Annotated in this window: 19 protein-coding genes and 1 pseudogene; 17 read left to right on the plus strand and 3 right to left on the minus strand. The window is 55.5% G+C overall.

Going from position 1 to position 22,359, the window contains the following annotated elements:
* Positions 1–17 precede the first annotated feature (17 nt).
* The gene (gene lon / locus EDC26_RS05550) at positions 18–2,420 is read right to left on the minus strand and encodes an endopeptidase La (RefSeq protein ID WP_132580319.1); all 2,403 of its coding nucleotides are present in this window, start codon (positions 2,418–2,420) and stop codon (positions 18–20) included.
* Positions 2,421–2,457: 37 nt separating this feature from the next.
* Complete coding sequence (locus EDC26_RS05555) at positions 2,458–2,862, minus strand: Hsp20/alpha crystallin family protein (protein ID WP_132580321.1); 405 nt, start codon at positions 2,860–2,862, stop codon at positions 2,458–2,460.
* 385 nt (positions 2,863–3,247) lie between these two features.
* Between EDC26_RS05555 and dsbG the strand changes: the two genes are divergently transcribed.
* The gene (gene dsbG, locus EDC26_RS05560) at positions 3,248–4,042 is read left to right on the plus strand and encodes a thiol:disulfide interchange protein DsbG (RefSeq protein ID WP_207915065.1); all 795 of its coding nucleotides are present in this window, start codon (positions 3,248–3,250) and stop codon (positions 4,040–4,042) included.
* Positions 4,043–4,142: 100 nt separating this feature from the next.
* Here the strand turns inward: dsbG and EDC26_RS05565 are convergent.
* Positions 4,143–4,448 (minus strand): annotated as a pseudogene (locus EDC26_RS05565) (c-type cytochrome); the annotation flags it as partial.
* A 288-nt stretch (positions 4,449–4,736) separates the two neighbouring features.
* On the opposite strand from EDC26_RS05565, the gene EDC26_RS05570 reads away from it, so the two are divergent.
* The 16 genes from EDC26_RS05570 to bioF all read left to right on the plus strand — a co-directional run bounded on the left by EDC26_RS05570 (position 4,737) and on the right by bioF (position 22,347).
* Positions 4,737–5,603 (plus strand): branched-chain amino acid ABC transporter permease, encoded by an 867-nt coding sequence (locus EDC26_RS05570; RefSeq protein WP_132580323.1) that lies wholly within the window; start codon positions 4,737–4,739, stop codon positions 5,601–5,603.
* A complete protein-coding gene (locus EDC26_RS05575) occupies positions 5,600–6,616 on the plus strand; it encodes a branched-chain amino acid ABC transporter permease (protein ID WP_207915066.1) in 1,017 nt (338 codons plus the stop codon). Before EDC26_RS05570 ends, EDC26_RS05575 begins: the two co-directional genes overlap by 4 nt.
* Positions 6,613–7,365, plus strand: coding sequence for an ABC transporter ATP-binding protein (locus tag EDC26_RS05580; protein ID WP_132580325.1), 753 nt, complete (start codon positions 6,613–6,615; stop codon positions 7,363–7,365). Before EDC26_RS05575 ends, EDC26_RS05580 begins: the two co-directional genes overlap by 4 nt.
* On the plus strand, positions 7,362–8,069 hold the full coding sequence (locus EDC26_RS05585; protein WP_132580331.1) for an ABC transporter ATP-binding protein: 708 nt from the start codon (positions 7,362–7,364) through the stop codon (positions 8,067–8,069). The genes EDC26_RS05580 and EDC26_RS05585 overlap by 4 nt, the downstream gene beginning before the upstream one ends.
* A gap of 4 nt (positions 8,070–8,073) precedes the next feature.
* Positions 8,074–8,835 carry an enoyl-CoA hydratase/isomerase family protein gene (locus tag EDC26_RS05590; RefSeq protein ID WP_132580333.1) on the plus strand — a complete coding sequence of 254 codons (762 nt, stop codon included), beginning with the start codon at positions 8,074–8,076 and terminating at the stop codon, positions 8,833–8,835.
* A 66-nt stretch (positions 8,836–8,901) separates the two neighbouring features.
* Positions 8,902–11,031 carry an acetate--CoA ligase family protein gene (locus EDC26_RS05595; RefSeq protein ID WP_132580335.1) on the plus strand — a complete coding sequence of 710 codons (2,130 nt, stop codon included), beginning with the start codon at positions 8,902–8,904 and terminating at the stop codon, positions 11,029–11,031.
* Positions 11,032–11,070: 39 nt separating this feature from the next.
* Complete coding sequence (locus EDC26_RS05600; protein WP_165930921.1) at positions 11,071–11,892, plus strand: GntR family transcriptional regulator; 822 nt, start codon at positions 11,071–11,073, stop codon at positions 11,890–11,892.
* A gap of 48 nt (positions 11,893–11,940) precedes the next feature.
* Positions 11,941–13,173, plus strand: a complete 1,233-nt coding sequence (locus EDC26_RS05605) for an ABC transporter substrate-binding protein (RefSeq protein ID WP_132580339.1) — start codon at positions 11,941–11,943, stop codon at positions 13,171–13,173.
* A gap of 37 nt (positions 13,174–13,210) precedes the next feature.
* Complete coding sequence (locus EDC26_RS05610) at positions 13,211–14,422, plus strand: MFS transporter (protein WP_207915067.1); 1,212 nt, start codon at positions 13,211–13,213, stop codon at positions 14,420–14,422.
* A 29-nt stretch (positions 14,423–14,451) separates the two neighbouring features.
* The gene (locus EDC26_RS05615) at positions 14,452–15,273 is read left to right on the plus strand and encodes an enoyl-CoA hydratase/isomerase family protein (RefSeq protein ID WP_132580341.1); all 822 of its coding nucleotides are present in this window, start codon (positions 14,452–14,454) and stop codon (positions 15,271–15,273) included.
* Positions 15,257–16,519 (plus strand): MFS transporter, encoded by a 1,263-nt coding sequence (locus EDC26_RS05620; RefSeq protein ID WP_165930922.1) that lies wholly within the window; start codon positions 15,257–15,259, stop codon positions 16,517–16,519. Before EDC26_RS05615 ends, EDC26_RS05620 begins: the two co-directional genes overlap by 17 nt.
* A complete protein-coding gene (gene acuI / locus EDC26_RS05625) occupies positions 16,512–17,492 on the plus strand; it encodes an acrylyl-CoA reductase (NADPH) (RefSeq protein WP_132580345.1) in 981 nt (326 codons plus the stop codon). Before EDC26_RS05620 ends, acuI begins: the two co-directional genes overlap by 8 nt.
* A gap of 24 nt (positions 17,493–17,516) precedes the next feature.
* Complete coding sequence (locus tag EDC26_RS05630) at positions 17,517–18,497, plus strand: NADPH:quinone oxidoreductase family protein (RefSeq protein WP_132580347.1); 981 nt, start codon at positions 17,517–17,519, stop codon at positions 18,495–18,497.
* A 378-nt stretch (positions 18,498–18,875) separates the two neighbouring features.
* On the plus strand, positions 18,876–19,889 hold the full coding sequence (gene bioB / locus EDC26_RS05635; RefSeq protein WP_207915079.1) for a biotin synthase BioB: 1,014 nt from the start codon (positions 18,876–18,878) through the stop codon (positions 19,887–19,889).
* Positions 19,890–19,921: 32 nt separating this feature from the next.
* The gene (locus EDC26_RS05640; RefSeq protein WP_132580349.1) at positions 19,922–21,187 is read left to right on the plus strand and encodes a cytochrome P450; all 1,266 of its coding nucleotides are present in this window, start codon (positions 19,922–19,924) and stop codon (positions 21,185–21,187) included.
* Positions 21,175–22,347, plus strand: a complete 1,173-nt coding sequence (gene bioF / locus EDC26_RS05645; protein ID WP_132580351.1) for an 8-amino-7-oxononanoate synthase — start codon at positions 21,175–21,177, stop codon at positions 22,345–22,347. The genes EDC26_RS05640 and bioF overlap by 13 nt, the downstream gene beginning before the upstream one ends.
* Positions 22,348–22,359: the final 12 nt, after the last annotated feature.

Genomic DNA, 22,359 nt, shown 5'->3' on the forward strand with positions numbered 1-22,359 from the left:
CCGCATAAAAAGGTGGCTTAATTGCCGGGCGGGTCGGTCAACACCACTTTGACGGCATCCTTCACGGTTTCAAGCCAGACAAATTGCAACTGCTTGCGCGCGTCTTCGGGGATATCTTCCAGGTCTCTTTTGTTTCGCGCAGGCAGCAATACCGTCTTGATTCCGGCTTGCAAGGCGGCCAGCACTTTTTCCTTGATGCCGCCCACGGGCAGCACCAGACCTCGCAGGCTGATCTCGCCCGTCATGGCATGATCGCTGTGGACGGCGGTATCCGTAGCCATGGAGGTCAGTGCGACAAACATCGCCACGCCCGCGCTAGGCCCATCTTTGGGAATCGCTCCGGCAGGCACATGCACGTGGATGTCGCTTTTCCTGAATAGGCCCGGATCCACCTTGAATTCGGCGGCATGTGCTTTCAAGAGGGTCAGGGCCGCCTGAGCGCTTTCCTTCATGACGTCGCCCAGTTGCCCGGTAAGAATCAGCCGGCCGGTGCCTGGGGTCCGGCTGGCTTCGATGAATAAAATATCGCCGCCCACCGGAGTCCAGGCCAGTCCGGTGGCCACACCGGGCAGACTTACCCGCATGGCCAGTTCGCTTTCGAATTTTTCGGGCCCAAGAATGGTGGGCAAGTCGGCCGTGTCGATGCGCACGTGTTGCAGGGTCCCCTCCGCGATCTGCATGGCCGCATGACGAAATGTGCTGCCTATTTCGCGTTCGAGATTGCGCACGCCCGCCTCGCGCGTATAGGCGCGGATGATGCCGCGCACAGCGGCCTCCGTAATTTCACATTGTTCCGGCGATAAGCCGTTGGCTTGTAATTGACGATTGATCAGGTAGCGCAGGGCAATCTGGGTCTTTTCCTCTTGCGTATAGCCGATCAGGGAGATTACCTCCATGCGGTCGCGCAATGGCCCGGGGATAGTATCGAGCATGTTGGCCGTGGTGATAAACAATACTTGGGACAGGTCGAAAGGCACAGCCAGATAGTTGTCGCGGAAGGTTGGGTTTTGTTCGGGATCGAGCACTTCAAGCAGTGCCGAAGAAGGATCGCCCTGCACCCCGGCGCCAAGCTTGTCGATTTCGTCGAGCATCATGACGCAGTTTTTAGCGCCCGCGCGGTGAAGCGCCTGGATGATGTTGCCTGGCAGTGCGCCGATATAGGTGCGGCGATGGCCCCGAATCTCGGCCTCGTCGTGCACGCCGCCCAGGCTCAGGCGTACGAATTTTCGCCCGGTTGCGCGGGCAATGCTCTGGCCGAGCGACGTTTTGCCCACGCCCGGCGGCCCCACGAAACAAAGGATGGGGCTTTTGCCTTGCGGATTCAGTTTGCGTACGGCCAGATATTCCAGAATGCGCCGCTTGATCTTCTGCAGGCCGTAGTGATCCTCGTCCAGAATGCGGCGTGCCTCGGCAATGTCGATGCGGTCTTCGGTACTGACGGCCCAGGGCAGTTCGGTGAGCCAATCCAGATAGGTGCGCAGCATGGAATATTCCGCCGACGCGTCCGACATATGCTCGAGCCGCTTGAGTTCTTTCCTGGCCTGGATATCGACCTCTTCGGGCATTTTCGCTTTGGCTATATTGGCCTCGACCTCCGCGATCTCGGCAGAGTTGCCTTCTACTTCGCCCAATTGTTTCTGTATGGTTTTCAGTTGTTCGCGCAGCAGGACTTCACGCTGCCTGTCTTCGAACCGTTCTTTGGTTTGCTGATCGATATCGCGGCTGATGCGCAGCACTTCAACGAAATGGACCAGGAATTCCAGTACCTTATTCAGGCGTGTCAGCAGGTCGAAGGTTTCAAGAATATCTTGTTTTTCGGTGGGCTTGAGATCCATGACACCCGCGACAAAGTCCGCCAGCAAGGTGGCCGACGTAATGTTCCGTGCCGTTTCCGCAAGCTCGGTGGGTGCCTGGGTAATGAGCTGCAACGCCTCTTCGGTTCGGGCCTTGAGCTGGATCATGCGCGCTTCGATTTCAGGGCTGGTGGATTGCTGCTCGTCGAACTTCTCGACGCGGGCCGCAAGAAAGGGGAACCCCTCCAGGAAATTGCGGATGCGAAAGCGTTGATCCCCTTGGCAGATGATATGGTGCGAGCCATCGGGCGTGGTGACATAGCGCAGAATGCTGGCCACTGTGCCTACGCGATATAGCTCGTCGGGCTTCGGGTCGGCGGTCTCGGGATTTCTTTGCAGCACGATGCCTATTTGGCGTCCGGCGCGGGCAGCTTCCTGTGCCGCCAGAACAGAGCTGTCCCGGCCTATGGAGATGGGCGCGACCAGGCCTGGAAACAGGACCAGATTGCGAACCGGGACAATAATTAGCGACCCTTCGGGCAGATCCGGGATGGCGGCAACAGCAGTTTGTCCCGGAGCAGGCTCCGCTGCGGTGGGATTATTGCCTTGAGCTTTAGCGTCTGACATGTCGTGGTTCATGGCTCGCCTGTCATTCTTCGGGTATCTAAATCAGTTTGCGCAGGCTGAGCAACAGGCAGCCATTGACCATACTGGATTCATTGATTTCGAATTCACCCGCCGGCAAATCGATACGCCGCTCAAACCTTCCGTAGGGGATTTCAATGCGCCGGATACGCGCCATAGCGGGCGCCGGCATGGGGCGTTCGCCGATCACCAGCAACGCGCCGTGGTCGATCATGACTTGCACCTGGTCGGGCGCGACGCCGGGCAATGCGACGAGCACCGATAGGTGTTGATGGGTTTCAAAAACGTCGACCGGCGGCTCCCACGTCGGGCCCGGTGCTGTGCCGTGGCCCAGGCGAAAGAACTGCTTATGCAGGCGGTCGGCCTGCTCCAGCAGGTTGACGGCATCAGCCCATGCGGAGTGAGCCGGCTTGCGATATGTCATGAGTCCAATCCTTTGTCAGATTGCTCGAAATTATTATACGCGGGTCGCCGGTAAAGCGGCGCTGACCGTTACGCAAGTGTTTTGTGAACAGCTCTGCAACCTGGGCGCCGGAGGAACCATGCAGGCTTGGGAGTTTTCGAGTTTCGCGGCGCAATGACGCAATCTTCTGTTAAACATAAATAGTTGCAAGTCTCACTCGGCAGTTTCACCGTTTGATGCCGTTAGTGGATAAGATTTTGTAGTCTTGACGGTACCCGTTTGTCGAACGTTAGTTGGCCTTTATGGCTGTATTGCCGAATTGCACATACAATTATTGAGCGATGCCGTTCTGCTTCTTGTTAATAATTGCGCACAATCAAAGGTCGTTGGGCCGTGGGGATATTTCGTGAACGACCATTTCAAGGAAACTGTATTGGCCTTTTTTAAATCGTTAAGCACCGTCTTGGCGGCCGTTTTGATTCTGAGCGGGTTGCAGGTAAGTGCGCAAGAATTGCCAGAACCCATCAAGGCCTTGCAAAAGCACGGGTTAAAAGTGGTAGGGGAACTGCCTGCCGTCGGGGGGTTGAAAGCCTATGCCGGCTACATGGATCAGCAACCCTATGCTCTTTATCTCATGCCCGATGGCAAGCATGTCATGGTCGGATCCGTGTTTGATGCGAAAGGGGACAATGTGACCCGCGAGCCTTTAAAGGTTGCCACTGCGCAGCCCATGTCCAAGCGCACGCTGGCGCAATTGGAGGCAAGCAAATGGGTACGTGACGGCAGCGCCGCAGCTCCGCGCGTTGTTTATGCCTTCACCGATCCGAACTGCCCCTACTGCCACAAGTTCTGGGAGCAGTCTCGTCCTTGGGTGAAGGCTGGAAAGGTTCAAATTCGCAATATCCTGGTGGGGATTCTGCGCGACACCAGTCCGGGCAAAGCGGCTGCTATCCTGGCGGCGTCCGATCCTGCCCAGGCGCTTACCGAGAATGAACAAAACTTTGCGGCCGGAGGCATTCGGCCATTGAAGCCCATTCCCTCCGAACCGCGTGCGGCGTTGCTCGCCAACGAGGCACTGATGCGCGAATTGGGAATGCAGGGAACACCGGCCATTTTCTACGAAGATGCCCATGACATACTGCACTCTGCAACAGGGGCTCCGCCTGACGCAGACCTGGAAACGATTCTGGGGCCCAGGTAACTGCCCCCAATGGCAGTAAACCCGAGTCAGTCATCGGCATATCGATGCGCTATTTCGTCAATACCTTTCCTTCAGCGCGTAGCCTGCCGCCTGCCGGCGTGTAGTCGGCCTTTCGAGCCGGCTCGGACAGGCGCGCAAACCCTTGGCCCTGGAGCTTCACTCCGGTAGGCGCACCCTTGGCAAGCCAGTACATATAGCTTTCCAGTGCCACAATGATTTCGCTGTCGGCGGCAGGCTTGGCGCCGTTCATACTGTATTGGAAGCAGCCCTGAAGGCGTTCGGCCAGCGTATTGATGTGTCCATTCTTTGATCGATAAGCCGGATACAGAACATAGGCGGCCCACAACGGCGCGGCATCTTTACGCCGGCCTGCGTTCATATGGCAGCTAACGCAATTCATCGTGTTGATACATAGAGCCCATAACCGCAGCCGTCTCGATTAAATAAAATTTATCGGCTTTGCAAGATAGCTGCAGCTTAGACAGAGTTGAATGATTAAAGCCGGACTTATCAGGTTTTTGGGTCAGTGAGCGATCGGCTCATTCTGATGTGCAGCTATATGGCAGGAGATTATCTGTTCAGATAATTCAAGTTAATTGTTAACAATTAACTTGTTGACAATTAGTATTTGGCGGGAATAGAGTACCGCAATACCTATAAAAATCATAAAAACAGTTAAAACCGGAGGGACAAGATGTTGGTCGTATCTTTGATACTCAATGGGGTAGTGCTGGGCTCCATTTTGTTGTTGTCCAGTCTTGGATTGACGTTGATCTATGGCGTGGGACGCATTGTGAACTTCGCTCATGGGGCACTGTTCAGCCTGGGCGCCATGTCCGCCGTCTGGTTTACTGCCCTGGGCTTGCCCTTTTGGCTTGCTCTGCTGCTTGCATTGGTAGTGGTTGGTTTACTGGGCATCGCCATGGATTGGGGCCTATTGGCCAGAATTCGTGATCGGCCGATGATTGACAGTTTGCTTCTTACGTTTGGCATCGCCATGCTGATAACCGGAGCGCTATACGAATCAGGCGGGCGAAATGTACAGGCTTTAGTGCCGCCGGAAATACTATCCGGTACGTTTCACCTGTTCGGCGTTGCCTTGCCGGTGTACCGATTGTTTGTGACCGTTTTGTCGATTCTATTGACGGTTGCTTTACTAATATTTCTTAAAAAATCCAAATGGGGGTTGCGCGTACGCGCGGCGAACGATAACGGTGAAATGGCGGCTTGCCTGAGTATCAATCGCGACACCCTGATGCATTCCGTTGTCGGTGTCAGCGCGGCATTGGTCGCTATCTCCGGAGCAGCCGCGGCGCCCATCTTCAACGCATATGCCATTGTGGGGGACAAGATCCTGATTCTTGCTTTCATGACAGTTATTTTGGGCGGACTGGGGAGCCTGCGCGGCGCAATTGTTGCTGCCTATGTTGTGGGATTAATCATCGTTTTCGGTGAAGCCTATTCGGGGGGGCAGGGGGGGTTATTGGTATTGTTTCTGCTGGTAATGGCGATGTTAGTGCGTTGGCCGCGAGGATTCTTCGGTGAGGGGAGAATCGAATGAAAAACCTCTCATCACTACCCGGCATGGCCTGTTCCGGTACCAAACGAAATCGCGTGAATCCGCTCATGATCGTGGGTGTAATCTTTATCCTGTTAGGAGCCATGATTCCATTGTGGACTCAGCACGCGCCTTTTCTGCTTGTCTTGGCCTCACATGCAGCGATCGCGGCGATTGTTGCCGTTAGTCTGGATTTGCTTACGGGCAACACAGGGCTGGTCTCGTTCGGCCACGCCGCCTGGTTTGGCCTGGGGTCTTACGTGACGGGCCTGCTTGCACAAACACTGACAGCCGAAATGCTGGTTGTCCTGCCGCTAGCCGTCGCGTTGGCTGTCATATTGTCCTGGGCCGTGGGGCAAATCTTCATACGTCAAGTGGGCACAGCATTTGCCATCCTTACCCTGGCTTTCAGCCAAGTCTTATTTGCCCTTGCGTTTCTACTTTCAAAATATACGGGTGGGGAGGATGGTTTGCAGGGCGTACCCGTCCCCACTGTATTCGGCAATCAGTTGGCGAGTCCACAAACATGGTATTGGCTGCTCTATGGGATTTTGATCGTCACGCTTTGCCTTGCTCTTTATGTGCGGCGGTCTCCATTGGGCAAGGCGTGGCTCGGAATTCGCGAGAATACGGAACGCGCGTACTTCGTTGGGCTGGATGTGTCTCGGCTGAAGTTGTTGTCGTATGTGGTTTCAGCCGCAATAGCCATGCTTGCCGGCGGGTTGTTTGTATTGTTCAACGGTGCGACGTCGCCCGAGACCTTGAGCTGGTTCGAGTCGGGGAAAATTCTGATGTATGTGGTGATGGGTGGCGTCGGCACAATTGTCGGACCCGCCATTGGGGCGGTCGTATTTACGGTTGCGGAGAGCTACATCAGTAGCTACACCGAGGCATGGCTGATTTACTTCGGCGCACTATTCGTCGTAATTGTGATTGTTGCTCCAGGTGGCATTTTCGGACTGCTAAGCAAGGTCTGGAACCGCCTGAACGCCCATTTCGAACGAGGGACGAGATGATACTTCAAACGCACAGTTTGTCGAAGAGTTTTGGCGGCCTGCAGGCAGTGTCTGATGTTTCACTCACCGTGAAGGCGAAGTCGATTCATTCGGTGCTTGGCCCGAATGGCGCCGGCAAAACCACGCTGTTCAACCTGATTACCGGGGCCATTCGGCCGGCCTCGGGAACCGTACAATTCGATGGCAAAGAAATCACGGGTTGGTCGCCCAACCGACTGGCGGAAATCGGTGTAGTGCGTACGTTTCAGCGCACGAGTATATTTCGGGGCTTGTCGACGCTGGAAAATGTAGCGCTGGCAATCCGCTCACATCGGCGACTGAATTACAAGGTGCGCGTCTCGCGCGAGATTAGCGAAAGCGTGCGCGAAGAAGCCTTGCGATGCTTGCATAACGTCGGGTTGGGCAACCGCGAGGCAGTCATGGCGGACAACCTAGCTCACGGCTACCAGCGCGCACTGGATATAGCGATTGGGCTGGCGTTGAAACCCAAGCTGATCTTGATGGACGAGCCGTTGGCGGGCATGTCGCGCGGTGATCGCCAGGGTATCGCCGATCTGATCCTTAAGCTGCGGGATGAATTCGGATTGACGATCGTGATCGTCGAGCACGATGTAGGCATGGTTATGAAATTGTCCGACATCATTACGGTCATGCAAAACGGACGTGTCATCGCCGAGGGGCCGCCGGCAAGCATCCGCGAAGATTCCAATGTGAAGAAGGCGTATCTTCACGGGAGCTTTGCATCATGAATAACGCTCTTGAACTCGACAACGTGTCCGCTTTCTATGGTGCCAGCCAGATTCTTCAATTATTGAATTTGAGGGTTGAACAAGGAAAAGTGACTTGTTTACTAGGGTTAAATGGCATGGGCAAGACCACGACCTTAAAGGCGATCATGGGTTTGGTCGATCGTGTCGAGGGCCGCATTACGCTTAACGGCCAACCGTTAGTAGGCCGTACCCACCTTCGAGCTCGCATGGGGGTGACCCTGGTTCCTGAAGACAGAAAAGTTTTCGCCAGCCTGACGGTCCATGAAAATATGACAGTAGCCCAGCAGTTGACGGGCAGCGGCAAGGATTTTCTGATTGAAGATGCGGTTCGGTTGTTTCCCAGACTGCAGGAAAGGCTGGAACAAAAGGCAGGAACGTTGAGCGGCGGCGAACAGCAGATGCTGGTTGTTGCCCGCGCTCTATTGGCTAACCCATCCTATATTTTGCTGGACGAACCCACTGAAGGGTTGGCGCCGGATTATGTGGATGCCATAAAAGAATCGATACAAGCCGCACGCTCAAGAAACATCGGCATCATTCTGGTAGAGCAAAGTTTGCCGTTGGCCCTTGCCGTCGGTGATGATTTCTACATCATAGAAAATGGGCAAACGATATTTAACGAACCGCGCGATGCCGTCATGGCCGATCCGGCCATACTCGAAAAAATGCTTGCGGTGGAGTAGAAATATGTCATCGATCACAAGCTCCCTGGACAATAGCGTTTTGGTGTTAACCATTGAAAATGAGGCCAAGCGAAACGCGTTTACCCACCCTATGACGCTGGAACTGGGGCGTCGCCTGTTGGCGGCTGAAGCGGATGCGAACGTCAGGTGCATCGTCATTACCGGCGCTGGCGATAGTGCCTTTTCCAGCGGCCACGATTTGCGTGGAATGCTGGCTGATCGCGAACACGCTTCGGACCCCTTGTTAAACGCGCCTTTTTTGTTGCCTGCAACACTGACGACGCCGACGATTGCGGCCGTCAATGGTTATGCGTTTGCAGCCGGCTTTATTTTGGCGATTTCGTGCGATTTTCGAGTCTGTGCGGCCAACGCCAGTTTTAGCGCTCCAGGCGCCCGTATCGGTTTGCTGCCAATTGGCGGCCAGATCAGTCGATTGCCGTCGCTAATCCCACGCGGGATTGCTCACGATCTGCTCATAACCGGGCGGGAGATGAAGGCTGACGAGGCGTTTCGTATTGGGTTTGCCAACCGATTGGTTTCTACTGGCAGTGCATTGCAGGCGTCGCTGGAAATGGCCCGTGCCATTGCCAATAATTCCTCCGGAGTTGTCCGGGCGGTGAAGGCCGGGCTGGAGACTCTTTCTACGCAGGGGACAAACGCCGCCGCCCGGTTCGAATGGGATAAAGGTCGAGAACTGCAGAGCAAGCCCGATGCGGACGAGGGGATGCGCGCGTTTCTTGAAAAACGGCCGCCGAAATTTTTGTAATGACCCGCACCACCTATATTCCATTTACCGGAAACCATCAGACTTACCACAGGAAATTTCTCAATAATGAGAACGGAAATCGAATCCAAAAATCTGCTTAAGCAATACGGCATCGCTACGTCCAACCCCGAGCTGGCGCACGATGCGGAGCACGCCCAAGCCCTTGCAAAGAATTTCCGGCGATCGCTGGCCATGAAGATTGTCTCGGCCGATATCGTGCACAAGCTCGCCGCCGGGGGCGTGCGATTGAACGTAAAAACGGCGGACGCTGCCAGTACTTTCAACGATATCATGGCCAGCTGCCGGGCATTTAGCCCCGAAGCGAAGCTTGAAGGCGTTTTGCTCGAAGAAATGGTGGAGGGAGAACAGGAGATTTTCTTGGGGGCGCGGGCCGACGCCGAGTATGGCAGCGTGGTTTTGCTCGGTTCCGGTGGGTCTGGTGTAGAACGGGGTGTGCCGCCTGTGGCGATGCTGGCGCCGTTAACCCGCTCGCTCGCAGGTCGTCTGATTGACACCGCATTCGCTGGTGCCAGTGATCCCGCCTTGAGCCCGAAAGCGAAAAGCACGCTGACAGACTATTTAATGGCGGTGGCCGGGCCCGATGGGATGCTCTCGCATGGAGAAGTGGGCGATCTGGATATCAATCCGATCATCGTCGACGGGGACGTTTGTATTGCCGTGGATGCTGTGGCTCAGTCGCTACCGCCCGAGAATTCGTCATGGGTATCGTCGGAAGAACGAACGGAACAAACCATTGAGAAACGCAAAGCGCGTCTGCAAGGGATCGATGCCCTATTCAGCCCAAAATCGATTGCGTTTATCGGTGCGTCGACCTCACCCAGCAAACTGGGCTATCGCAGCATCAAGAATCTGATCGACTTCGGGTACAAAGGGAAAATTTATCCTATCCACCCCAAGGCGGATGAAATTTGCGGGTTGCGCGCTTACCCCTCCATTCTGGATGTTCCGGGGCCGGTCGATCGCGCATATATCGCCGTCGGCGCGGTTCAAGTCCCCGATACATTGTCTGCGTGCGCCGCCAGGGGCGTAAAAATCGTTCAAGTGTTGACCGCCGGTTTTACTGAATGGTCGGGGGCCGAACCCTCGAAGGGCAAGGCATTGGAAGCCGAGGTTCGATCCGTGTTGTCCAGAACTGACATGAGGATGGTCGGCCCCAATTGCATTGGCACCTTTTCGGCCGCCAGCCGCATGGCTATGGGAGCGGCTCGCTATAGTCCGACACAGCCGCGAGGCATCACCTTTATCTCGCAAAGCGGCACGTTTGCCGGCGACGTCGTCAGGCGTGCTCAGGTACTTGGAGTGCCGGTCGCACAGGTCGTGTCCTGCGGCAATTGTTCAGATCTCGATCTGATTGACTACCTGCTTTTTTGCGAAGACGATCCAAACACGACACTGAGCGCATTCTACGTTGAGTCGATTTCCGACCCGGGCCTGTTTTTCCGTGCGGCTGCAAACGCGAAGAAGCCGATCGTTCTGTTCAAAGGCGGTACGACGGAACAGGGAATTACCGCCGCTGGCAGCCATACCGCAGCGCTCGCGACCGACAAGAGACTATGGGACGCCGCCGTGTCCCAGTCGGGCGTGCTGCAGGTTGATAGCATTGATGACTTGATGGACACGTTTCTGATCCAAAGCGCCCACACCGAGCTGAAGGGCAATCGGCTTGGTATTTTTGGTTCGGGCGGAGGAGTAAGCGTCACCGTGAGTGACGCCGCCGCTCGCGTCGGAATGCTCGTCCCGCAGCTTGCGTCAGCCACGGGACAGGCGCTGCGACATTTTGGCGTACCCGGCACCAGCGTGGCCAATCCGATCGATATCCCAGTGTGGGGCTTACGTGACGGTGACCGCCTGATACTTGGAGACATCGTCAATCTACTCAAGGACGACCCCAATCTGGACAGCATTATTGTGTATATCGAAATGGGCTCGGTCATGGATTTCGCCAATAGCGAAAGCGATGGCTTGCGCGAACTGGAGGAAATTTGCACTTCCGTGGCACGGGCCAGGCGGGCAGGCCCAAACGTGTCCTTGGCATTGCGCAGCACTGGTGACAAAACCCAAGAGGACTTTGTGCGTAGCCAAAGGATCAAGTTGCTTGAGCAGGGAATTGCCGTCTTTACATCCACAGCGCGCGCAGTGCGCGCTCATGCCAAACTACGGACCTTATCAGCTTAGGAGAGCTGATCCCTCAAATTTTTAATAGAGATGACGAGAATGGAAAACGAACTTGACGCCGCAGAAGCGAAACGGTTGTTGGCGTTATTTGGTGAGCCGTCACAGGTGACTTGGACTCTGCCGGAACAAATTGCCGACAAATTGGCTGAAGATATTATCCGTGGAGTGTTTGCCCCTGGACAGCCTCTGATGGAAACCATGCTGGCGGAGACACATTTTCACGTCAGCCGCGGGCCTGTGCGAGAGGCATTGCGTATTCTGGAGCGTGAGGGGCTTGTTGAGAACCGGCCGCGTCGCGGCGCCATCGTAACGAAGCTTTCGCCGTTGGATGTCAAAGAAATTTTCGATGTGCGTGCGGTGCTTTATGGATTCGTCAGCGCGCAGCTGGCACGCCAGCATTCAGCTGAAGCAGTGGGTCTGCTCAATAGAGGGACCGCCAGTCTTCTCGAGGCTTTCGAGCAGAGAAATGTCGACGATTTTCTTCACACACTGTATCGGCTCAGTATGTATTTGGCCGAAGCCGCAGGTAACAGCCGCGCGCGGAAAATCATTTTTTCGCACGGAAGGCAAACATTATCCACCACTCGGCGAGTGATGCAAGAGCGAGAAAATTGCAGCATATGGATATCCAACTGGAAGAATTTAATCAAGGCTATCGAGGCAAACGACGCTATTCAGGCTGAGCAGGCGGGTCGAGCGCTGGTGAATGCAGTTTATGAAGGTACGGTGAAAATTCTCGAGGCTTCCGCGAATGCCTCGGAAGCGGAAAACCCGGTTTTTCGCCGGACACGCCGCAAGGCTCCGGCGAAGACAGAAGGCACAAGAGCCCAATCACACGGCAAAGCAGCTGCCGCGTTCTAAGAAGCAAAAGACTATTTAGAATGTTTTTTGATAAATGGAGACAGGAAGATGATATTGCAAAAATTAGCAACCCCACTGGGGTGGTGGCGTGCGGGTGCCATGGCATGTATGGCAATCATGTTGCAAGCAAGCCCGGCGCAGGCTGCAGATGCAGGAGATGTAGTGATAGGGGTTTTTTTGCCGACCACGGGTGGCTTTTCTCCTCTGGGCATAGAGATGAAAAACGGCTACGAACTGGCCGTAAAAGATGCGCCGAAGGTAAAAGGTAGACAAGTCAAACTCGTGGTCGAGGACACCCAGGGCACCCCTGCTACGGGCCTTCGAGTAGCGCAAAAAATGATTTTGCAGAATCACGCAAAACTATTGATTGGCGGCACCAGCAGCTCCGTAGTGCTGGGTATTAACGCCCAGGCCAGTCGCTTGAATGTGCCCATCGTTACGACTAATTCGCAGGCGGTCCAGACAACCGGAAAGCAATGCAGCAAATACTTGTTCCGCACGAATCCTAATGACGCGATGGTGGCCAACGCCAATGGCTTGCTTATGAAGAAAAAGCCAGAACTCCTGCAGAAAAAGTGGTTTGTGGTCTTTCACGATATTGCATGGGGTCATAGCAATAAAACTGAATTTTCAAAAATCCCGGGCATACATATAGTCGGGGAAGCCGGGCGTGCCTTTGGGACAGCCGATTGGGCCAGCGCCTTTGCTCAAATTCAGAGCAGTGGAGCGAATGCCGTCTACCTGGCCCTGGCAGTAGGCGACGACCTGCCCAGCTTCATTCGTCAGGCTCGCAGCTTTGGCCTGACACAATTCATGCTTGCGCCTCTGGGCATGCCAGACTCCATGTTGCAGACCTTGGGGGAAAACGGTGCAGGAATGATCACGGGCGGCTTGTTTGGCTCATGGATGCTGGAAGACCATAGCGCGGAAATGAAGCGTTTCGTAAATGAATACGGTGCTGCTTACGGCATCGTTCCGGGGGCTCAGGCAATACAGGCCTATGCGGGCATGCGCCTGACGCTGGCTGCCATGGATAAAGCAACGTCTCTGGATACCCCAGCCATTATTGCAGCCTTGGAGAACACGTCGGTCGATACCGTGATTGGTAAATTGGCGATCCGTAAGCAAGATCATCAAGGGATGGTTGGCACCTATATGTCAGAGTCGGTGAAATTGGATGCCCCGAAATTCGGCTCCAAGCTGGGTTGGAAGGTCATCGAAGCTTTGCCGTGGGATAGTGTCAAGGTGGGGCTCGCGGATACTGGCTGCAAAGGGCTTTGACCTGGCTCGCGTTTTCAACTCGGAACGGACGGATTGCATGAGCATAATGACGAAAAAAACCCGGTCCATCGCGCTTATTATTTTGTGCCAGGTATTGTGCATGACGTTATGGTTTTCTGCGTCCGCTGCCGTTCCAAATCTGATTGCCGCTGGACAGATCAGCGGCGAGTACGCCTCGCTGCTGACTGGTGCCGTTCAGCTGGGTTTTGTCGCTGGCACTTTGGCTAGCGGGTTTTTCGGGCTGGCAGATAAATTTGACCCACGTTATATCTTTGCCGTTTCCGCCATCACGGGCTGCCTGCTTAATGCATTCATCCTGCTTATTGGTTTCAATGCCCCGTTAACCATTCCGCTGCGATTTTTTACGGGCGTTATCATGGCCGGGATTTATCCCGTAGGCATGAAAATGGCGGCTGGCTGGGCCCAGCGCAATATGGGCCTGATGATCGGCGCGCTCGTGGGCGCCGTTACTCTTGGCTCGGCTTTGCCCCATCTATTTACCTCGCTTAGCGATCTGGATTGGCGCGTGGTGATAGGGGCCGCGTCGGTTTGTTCTTTAGCAGGGGCGGCCATGGTCTTGTTGGTTGCTTTGGGGCCTTCGCACCAAAAATCTTCCGCTTTTCACCCCAGCGATGCGATGGCCATGTTGCGCAAGCGATCAATTCAGCTGGCCAACGGCGGCTATCTTGGGCATATGTGGGAACTTTACGCCATGTGGGCCTGGATTGGCGCTTTCCTAACGTGGGGCTTGCAGCAACAGGGCGTTAAAACGTCGCTGATGAGTCCGGCGCTCATGACCTTTCTGGTAGTTGCCAGCGGCGCGATCGGTTGCCTGGGAGCAGGTTTGCTGGCGGATCGTTTTGGGCGAACCACTATTACCATGGCGGCCATGACAATCAGCGGGCTGTGCGCCGCCTTTATCGGTTTGACCATGGCGGCCGGGCCTTTTGCAATGATGGCCGTAGCGATCATTTGGGGCATCACTATCGTCGCCGATTCAGCTCAGTTTTCCGCTGCCATTGCAGAGCTGACCGAGCCTAGGCTGGTGGGCACCATGCTGACCATTCAGACTTGCCTGGGCTTCCTGCTAACGTTCATTGCCATACAAGCCATGCCGCTCATGATCGAATGGCTCACATGGCGCTACGCATTTGTATTTTTGGCAATTGGCCCTTTTTTGGGTGTCTTATCCATGTGGCGACTGCGATATCAGCCCGATTCTGTACGTCTGGCCAATGGGCGTCGCTAGCGATTCAATTTTTGCACGAGAGACCTTAAATGCCTTACGAACATCTTATGTACAACGTGCGGGACGATGGCATCGGCATTGTGACGTTCAACCGTCCCAAGCGCGCCAATGCTATGAGTCAAGCTATGTTAAAAGAACTCGAAAATCTGTGCACGCAATTGGAACAGGATAAAAATCTCAGATGCGTTATCGTCACCGGAGCGGGCGCCGCCTTTAGCGCGGGCTTCGATCTTAAAGACCAGGCCGATGCGATGCCGCAAGGAGTGGCTGACTGGACTCCTCTGCTAGAGGCTGATTTCAAGGGCATTATGTCTTTCTGGAATTTGTCGAAACCATCGATCGCGGCGGTCAACGGGCCCGCGCTGGCCGGCGGATTTGAGTTGATGCTGGGTTGCGATTTGGCCATTGCGTCGGAGTCTGCCGTCTTTGGTGAACCGGAATTGAAGTTCGGCGCCGGCATTGTCGCCATGGTATTGCCTTGGTTTGTCGGGCCCAAGGTGGCTAAAGAGATGATTTACACCGGTGAAGACAGCCTTTCCGCGGCTCGCGCCTTGGAGTTGGGCCTAGTCAATAAAGTGGTGCCGGCCGATCAAGTCATGCCTGTGGCCATGGAGCTGGCCGTCAGGCTGGCGCAGATGGATCCCATGGTTTTGGGCCGTACCAAATTGGCAGTGAATCGGACCTATGAGATCATGGGCATGCAGCACGCGCTACGTGCTGCATTAGACATTGATATTCTGATCGAGGGGGAAGGCTCTTCGTTAAAGCGCGATTTCTTGAAGGTGGTTCGCGAGGATGGGCTGGGCAAGGCATTGGCCTGGCGCGAGGCCCGCTATGGCGCATCTCGTTAAGCCACACGTCGTCAAACAGCAGTCATCGTCTGGTGCCGTGCACTACGGTGCACTGACGATTTTGATGTTTCTGACGTTAAGCCGCACCAGTGTGGCCTTTCAATTCCAAAGCGTGACGCCGACAATCGGCTACCTTCGCGAAACGCTGCCGTTCAGCTCTACCGGGTACGGGCTATTGCTGGGCATCTACATGGCGCCAGGCGCTCTGATGGCGGTTGTCAGTCCCATATTGGCGAATCGCTTTGGCAACGTAACGACGCTTGTCGCCGCCTTGGTGCTTATGGCGATAGCCCAGACCAGTTTGCTGCTGGCGCCATCGATGGAGCTTGCCTATCTTGTACGTCTGATTGCAGGTGCAGGCGGTTGTCTGGTCTATGTCCTGACCATCGATTTGGCCGCACAGCTATGTGATGCGGGGCAGATGCCGGGACGAATGGGCATGATAGCGGCCAGTTGGCCGTTTGGAAACGCACTGTCGCTGGTCGTGTTGGGGGTATTGACCAGCATCAATTTGCCCGGTATTGCAGCGCTAACGCCAGCCGTGTTGGCACTGGCAGCCGCCTTACTGGTTGGTTGGACACTGGCGGTGTCCAAGAAAGTGCCTCAGTCCGACAAGCCGCGTTTGAACCACCAAAAGGGTCAAACGCCGATTGCCGCGCCGCCGCCAACCGGCACATCGTTGGGCGAATGGAAACAGGCCTTAACGGAGAGCTTTGCGCCGGGGATGACATTTGCCTTGTACAACGTAAGCTTCATCCTCTTTATCAGTTTCACGCCGGAACTATTGGGCTCGCAAGGCTATACCCCATTGGCTGCGTCCAACATAGCCAGCCTGCCCATGTGGCTGTTTGTCTTCTCAGTACCCATCGGCGGCTTTCTGGCGGGTCGATGGCCTGAAAATGGCAAATGGCTGGTCGCGTTGGGGTGCCTGGGTGGTGCCACGTGTATCGTATGCTCTCAGCTCTTTGAAGACAAGGCTATCTGGTACATGTTGGCCGGTATTCTGGGCGGCTTGCCTACAGGCCCGATGCTCGTTCGTGCCGGCAAAACCATTCACAATCTATTCTATTCAACCCTATTTTTTATATTTTTTGTCACGCTATTGATTTCCCCTCCCATCGTGGGCGCCGTAATCGAGGCTACCGGTGAAATTCGCAGCTTGATTGTATTTTGCGTGACATTGCTTGTTGTCGCATTTCTCTGTTTTATTCGATCCCTAATTCAAGGAGACAGTTCACATGTTTAAAGCGCTTATGCTTAATGAGTCGACCTCCGGCCCCATAGCGCAAATCACGCAGGTACAAGAGGCGATGCTCCCCGAGGGCGACGTGCTGGTGGCCGTTAGCCATTCCAGCCTTAACTACAAAGACGGATTGGCTATTGCCGGTAAATCCAGGGTCGTCAAGAGTTATCCGATGATTCCCGGCATTGATTTCGCGGGCCAGGTCATTGAATCGTCCAATGCCGATTTCCCGGTCGGCGCCCCCGTGATACATAATGGTTGGGGCTTGGGTGAAACGCGTTGGGGAGGATACGCTGAAAAGGCCCGGGTCAACGGAAGTTGGCTGGTGAAACTTCCTAAGGCATTCACACCCGAGCAAGCCATGGCCATCGGCACGGCCGGCTACACAGCCATGCTTTGCGTGCTGCGGCTGGAAGACGCAGGTGTGCGGCCTGGCGATGGCCCTATCTTGGTTACCGGCGCATCGGGCGGCGTGGGTAGCATCGCTATCTCATTATTATCCAAGCTCGGCTATGAGGTGGTTGCCTTGACAGGCCGCATGGCCGAAAGCGATTACCTCACGACACTGGGCGCAGTCCGTATCATTGACCGATCCGGCTATAACTCGGCTGGTAAGCCTTTGACCAAAGAAACCTGGGCGGGCGCCGTCGACAGCGCCGGGGGCACCATCCTGGCCAACGTACTCGCGGCATGCCGGTATGGCGCCTGCGTAGCGGCGTGCGGTCTGGCGGGGGGGATGGATTTACCGACCACAGTCGCTCCATTCATTTTGCGCGGGGTAACACTGGCGGGCGTCGATAGCGTCTATGCCCCGATCGCCCAGCGCGAACGCGCATGGACGCGTATGGCTACTGATTTGCCATTCGAAAAACTGGAACAAGTCAGCAGCACGATAACGCTGGACGAGGTCATCGCTACAGCGCCCAAAATTTTAGCGGGCCAAGTCAGAGGCCGTATGGTAGTCAAAGTGGCGTAGCGCACACGATCCAAGGAAATAATTATGAAGGCCTTGATATGTCAGCAATTTGGATCTATTAATGCATTGCGGCTAGAAGATATTCCTGCGCCTGCCTTGACGAGCGATCAAGTTCGTATTGCGGTCAAAGCAGCCTCCATTAATTTTCCCGATGCCTTGATCGTGCAAGGCTTGTATCAAGTAAGGCCTACGTTGCCTTTCTCACCAGGCGCCGAATTGGCCGGCACAATTACCGAGCTCGGATCCGATGTAACCGATTGGGAAATCGGCGACCGTGTTATGGCATGTATTGGCTACGGGGCGTTTGCCGAGCAGTGCGCGGTCACCACCGACGCTTTGGTGAGGCTGCCTTCGAGTATGGCTTTCACACAGGGCGCAGCTTTTGTCTTGACCTACGGCACCGCACTGCACGCTCTGAAGGACACGGCCCAATTAAAGGCAGGTGAAACAGTGCTGATTCTTGGCGCTGCGGGTGGGGTAGGGCTGGCGGCTATTGAAGTTGCTAAAAAATTGGGAGCGCGCGTCATTGCAGCGGCCTCTACTCAAGAGAAAATTGATCTTTGCCGCTGCGTGGGCGCCGATGACGTGATCAACTATTCAAAAGAGGATATTAAGGACCGCGTCAAAACATTGAGCAACAACCGGGGAGTCGATGTTGTTTGCGACCCGGTTGGCGGCGATTGCAGCGAAACTGCGCTGCGTTGTCTTGCCTGGCGTGGGCGATTTCTAGTGGTGGGTTTTGCCTCTGGAATCATTCCTAAAATCCCGCTTAATTTGACTTTGCTAAAAGAACGGCAAATTCTGGGAGTGTACTGGGGTGATGCGGTAAAGAGGGACCCCTTGAACCATCAAGCCAATATGCAGCTTTTAACAACGTGGTTTGAACAGGGGCATATCAAGCCCGTAGTCAATGAAGAAATCGGATTGGATCAAGCTGCGGCGGCAATCGAGCGCATTGCCAATCGGAAGGTGAAGGGCAAAGTCGTGGTGAGCCTTCAGAGGTAGCCGGACATGGCGCGGCTCAATGTTCCGATTCGAAATCTGGCCCAATTTCCATAGGCCAATAGAACCGACTATTTGCCAACCGCACGCGAACCTCGCTGTGATTAAGCACTAATTTTTGGGCCTAGAGTGGAGCAGAAGCATGTTCTGATTTTGTGCGGGGCGGCCATAACCGCAATCGTCTCAATCAAATACAATTTTATCGACTCTGCAAGATAGCCGCAGGTTAGCCACTGTTAAATAATTAAAGTCGAATTTCGTCAAACTGGTGGCTAAAACCACTCTTTCCTCTCCCTCGTTTATTAAATCTGGGATTGCACAACCAAGCCGTTAACCCCTACCATGCCGTCATTCAATATGAAGATAAGGGCGATAGACGTGATGACACCTGAAACGAACCTCCCCGATCAACCTGCCTCGTCGCAACGTTGGACTGTCAAGGACATTCTGGGTTTGTACGACTTGCCCCTGCTCGACTTGCTGTTCCGTGCGCAAGCCGTTCATCGCACTCATCACGAAGCCAACGCCGTCCAGCTATCGAGCCTGCTGTCGATCAAGACGGGTGGCTGCCCGGAAGACTGTTCTTATTGTCCGCAATCGGCACGCTACGACACCGCAGTGGAAAAAGAGGCGCTGATGCCGCTGGATGAAGTGATCGAGGCCGCCCGGCAAGCCAAGGCAAACGGCGCCCAGCGCTTTTGCATGGGTGCGGCATGGCGCTCGCCCACGGCGCGCCAAATCGATACCGTCGCTGAAATGGTGGCAGCTGTCAAAGAGTTGGGCCTGGAAACTTGCGTCACGCTAGGCATGCTCAAGGAGGGCCATGCGGAGCAACTAAAAGACGCAGGCCTGGATTACTACAACCATAACCTGGATACCTCTCCGGAATTCTACGAAGAAATCATTTCCACGCGCACCTACCAAGATCGGCTCGATACGCTGGAGCGTGTACGCGCGGCCGGTGTGCATGTTTGCTGCGGCGGTATCATCGGCCTGGGCGAATCGCGTGAGGTCCGTGCCGGCCTGATCGCGCAGTTGGCCAATCTGAAACCCTATCCGGAATCCGTGCCCATCAATCATTTGGTCAAGGTCAAAGGCACGCCGCTGTACGACACCCCCGATCTGGATCCCTTCGAGTTTGTTCGAACCATAGCCATTGCGCGCATCACCATGCCTAAAACCGTGGTGCGTTTGTCGGCAGGCCGCGAAGCCATGAGCGAGTCTACCCAGGCCCTGTGTTTTATGGCCGGCGCGGGCTCGATTTTTTACGGCGAAAAGCTGCTGACGACCGGCAATCCGGACTCGCGGGAAGATCGGTCCCTATTTGCGCGCCTGGGCCTGCATGCCGTGACGCGGACCGCAATCGACAACACAGCAATGCACGCTACGCTATGAATTCATCTGTCGTTATCATTAAAAATTGATTGATGATAAATAGTGCGTTTTTAAACGACCCCTATCCGACCTATCACGCGTTACGTGCGGGTGGGGCGCTGCACTGGAGCGAAGAGTTTTGCGGCGGAGCTTGGCTGCTGACTCAATACGCCGATGTGGCCAGCGTATTGCGCGATCCACGTTTTTCGGTGCGTCGCGCGGGTGGCTGGGCCAATAGCAGCGGGCCCGAAGCGCTCGTCGAGTTGCGCGAGTTCAAGCGGATTTTCTCGCGCTCGTTGCTGTTCGTCGACGCCCCCCGACACACCCGCTTGCGTCAGATCATGAATGCCGGCTTCAAGCCCGCGGCGTTGCAATCGCTGGCACCGCGGATTCAACGCATCGTTGACTGCCTGCTGAGTGATGTGATGGCATCAGCCGACGGCGCGTTGGCTACGTTTGATTTCATGCGGGATTTTGCGCGGCCTCTGCCGGCGCTGGTGATGGCAGAGATGCTAGGTATAGATAGCAGGGATTGCGCGCAGTTTGTGGCCTGGTCGGATGACATTGCCGACTTTATTGGCAGCCCCACACCGAATATGGAAATTGCCCGCCGTGCACAAATCGGCCTTGCCGCAATGGCCGAATTTTTCCGCAGCCTATTGCCGCGGCGGCGCCGGCAGCCTGGCGACGATCTGATTAGCCAACTGATACGGGCCGAGGTCAGCGGCGGCATTATTACAACCAAGGAATTGCTGGCTCAGTGCTGCACGTTGCTGTTTGCCGGCCATGAAACCACACGCAATCTGCTGGGTAACGGCATGCTGGCGCTGTTACAACATCCATCGCAATGGCGCGCGTTGCAGCAAGATCCCGCGTTGATGCCATTGGCTTTAAAAGAATTGCTGCGTTTCGATAGTCCCGTCCAGTACAGTGGCCGCCGTCTTAAAGTAGATGTGGAACTACATGGACGGCTGATGAAAAAAGGCGATCTCGTCATTCCGCTGATTGGTGCGGCCAATCGCGATCCGGCAAAATTCAGCATGCCGGATGAGCTCGATATTCGTCGCAATCAAGGGGCTCATTTGTCGTTCGGCCATGGCCCGCACGTCTGCATTGGAGCGATGCTCACATATCTGGAAGCGGAAATCGCCTTGCGCAGTATCATGCAACGCCTGCCTGGTCTGCAATTGGTGGACGCACCCCCATCGTGGGGACATAACGCCGTATATCGCAGCCTTAACGCATTGCCGCTGCGCTTTACATCCGCGTCGACACGCGCAGCCGCAGCACAAGAAGAGCATGTTGCGTGGGTAATTTAATCGACGAAATCGGCGGTCAGCTGCAGCAATTGCAGGCACAGAACCTGCTGCGCCGCCGGCGCATCGTCGATGGCCCGCAAGGGCCGTTGCTGAATGTTGATGGCGAATCGTATCTGGCGTTTTGCAGCAACGATTATCTCGGCCTGGCAAATCATCCTGCGCTGATTGCCGCGGCCCGTGATGGCCTGGATCGCTTTGGCGTGGGTGCGTCGGCGTCGGCGCTGATCAGCGGGCACAGCCGTGTGGTCGAAGAGCTGGAGGCGGCTTTGGCGGCATTTGTCGGGATGCCCAGGGCGCTCCATTTTTCCAGTGGGTATATGGCCAATATGGGAGTTATTCAGGCCTTGGTTGGCCCTGGCGACACCCTGTTTTCGGACCGCCTCAATCACGCGTGCCTGATCGACGGCGCACGTTTATCGAAGGCCGAGTTTCGCGTGTATGCGCATGGCGATATGGTGCAGCTGGAACGGCGCCTGGCAAAAAATACCAGCTCACGCAAACTGATCCTGAGCGACGCCGTGTTCAGCATGGATGGCGATATCGCGCCGTTGCCCGAACTGGTGGCTCTTTGCGAACGGTACGATGCGTGGCTGTTGCTTGACGATGCGCACGGTTTTGGGGTGCTGGGCCCGCAGGGGAGGGGCAGCCTGGCCCATTTTGGCCTGGCCTCGCCGCGCGTGTTGTATATGGGTACGCTTGGCAAGGCGGCAGGCGTTGCCGGTGCGTTTGTGGCGGGCGATGCGACGCTGATCGAGTGGTTGATGCAACGGGCTCGCACCTACGTGTTCACGACAGCCAGCCCGCCCTTGCTGGCCAGCGCCCTGCTGGCAACCTTGGCGCTGTTGCGGGCCGATGATGCGCGCCAGCGGCATCTGCGCAAGTTGATCAAACAGTTGCAGGAGGGCCTGGCCGATTTACCGTGGCACCTGTTGCCGTCGGAAACGGCGATTCAGGCGCTTATCGTTAAAGACAATAAGTTGGCGCTTGATTTGATGCAAGGGCTGCGCGAACACGGTATTTGGGTGCCCGCGATTCGGCCACCGACAGTGCCCAAAAATACGGCTCGCTTGCGGATATCGTTATCGGCCGCACACACGACTGAACAGGTCGCCCGCTTGATCGCTGCCTTAAAGACATTGGCGGTAAAGCATGCCGGATAAAACCTGCCACAG

The sequence above is a fragment of the Paralcaligenes ureilyticus genome, from assembly GCF_004346225.1.
Taxonomy (GTDB): Bacteria; Pseudomonadota; Gammaproteobacteria; order Burkholderiales; family Burkholderiaceae_B; genus Paralcaligenes; species Paralcaligenes ureilyticus.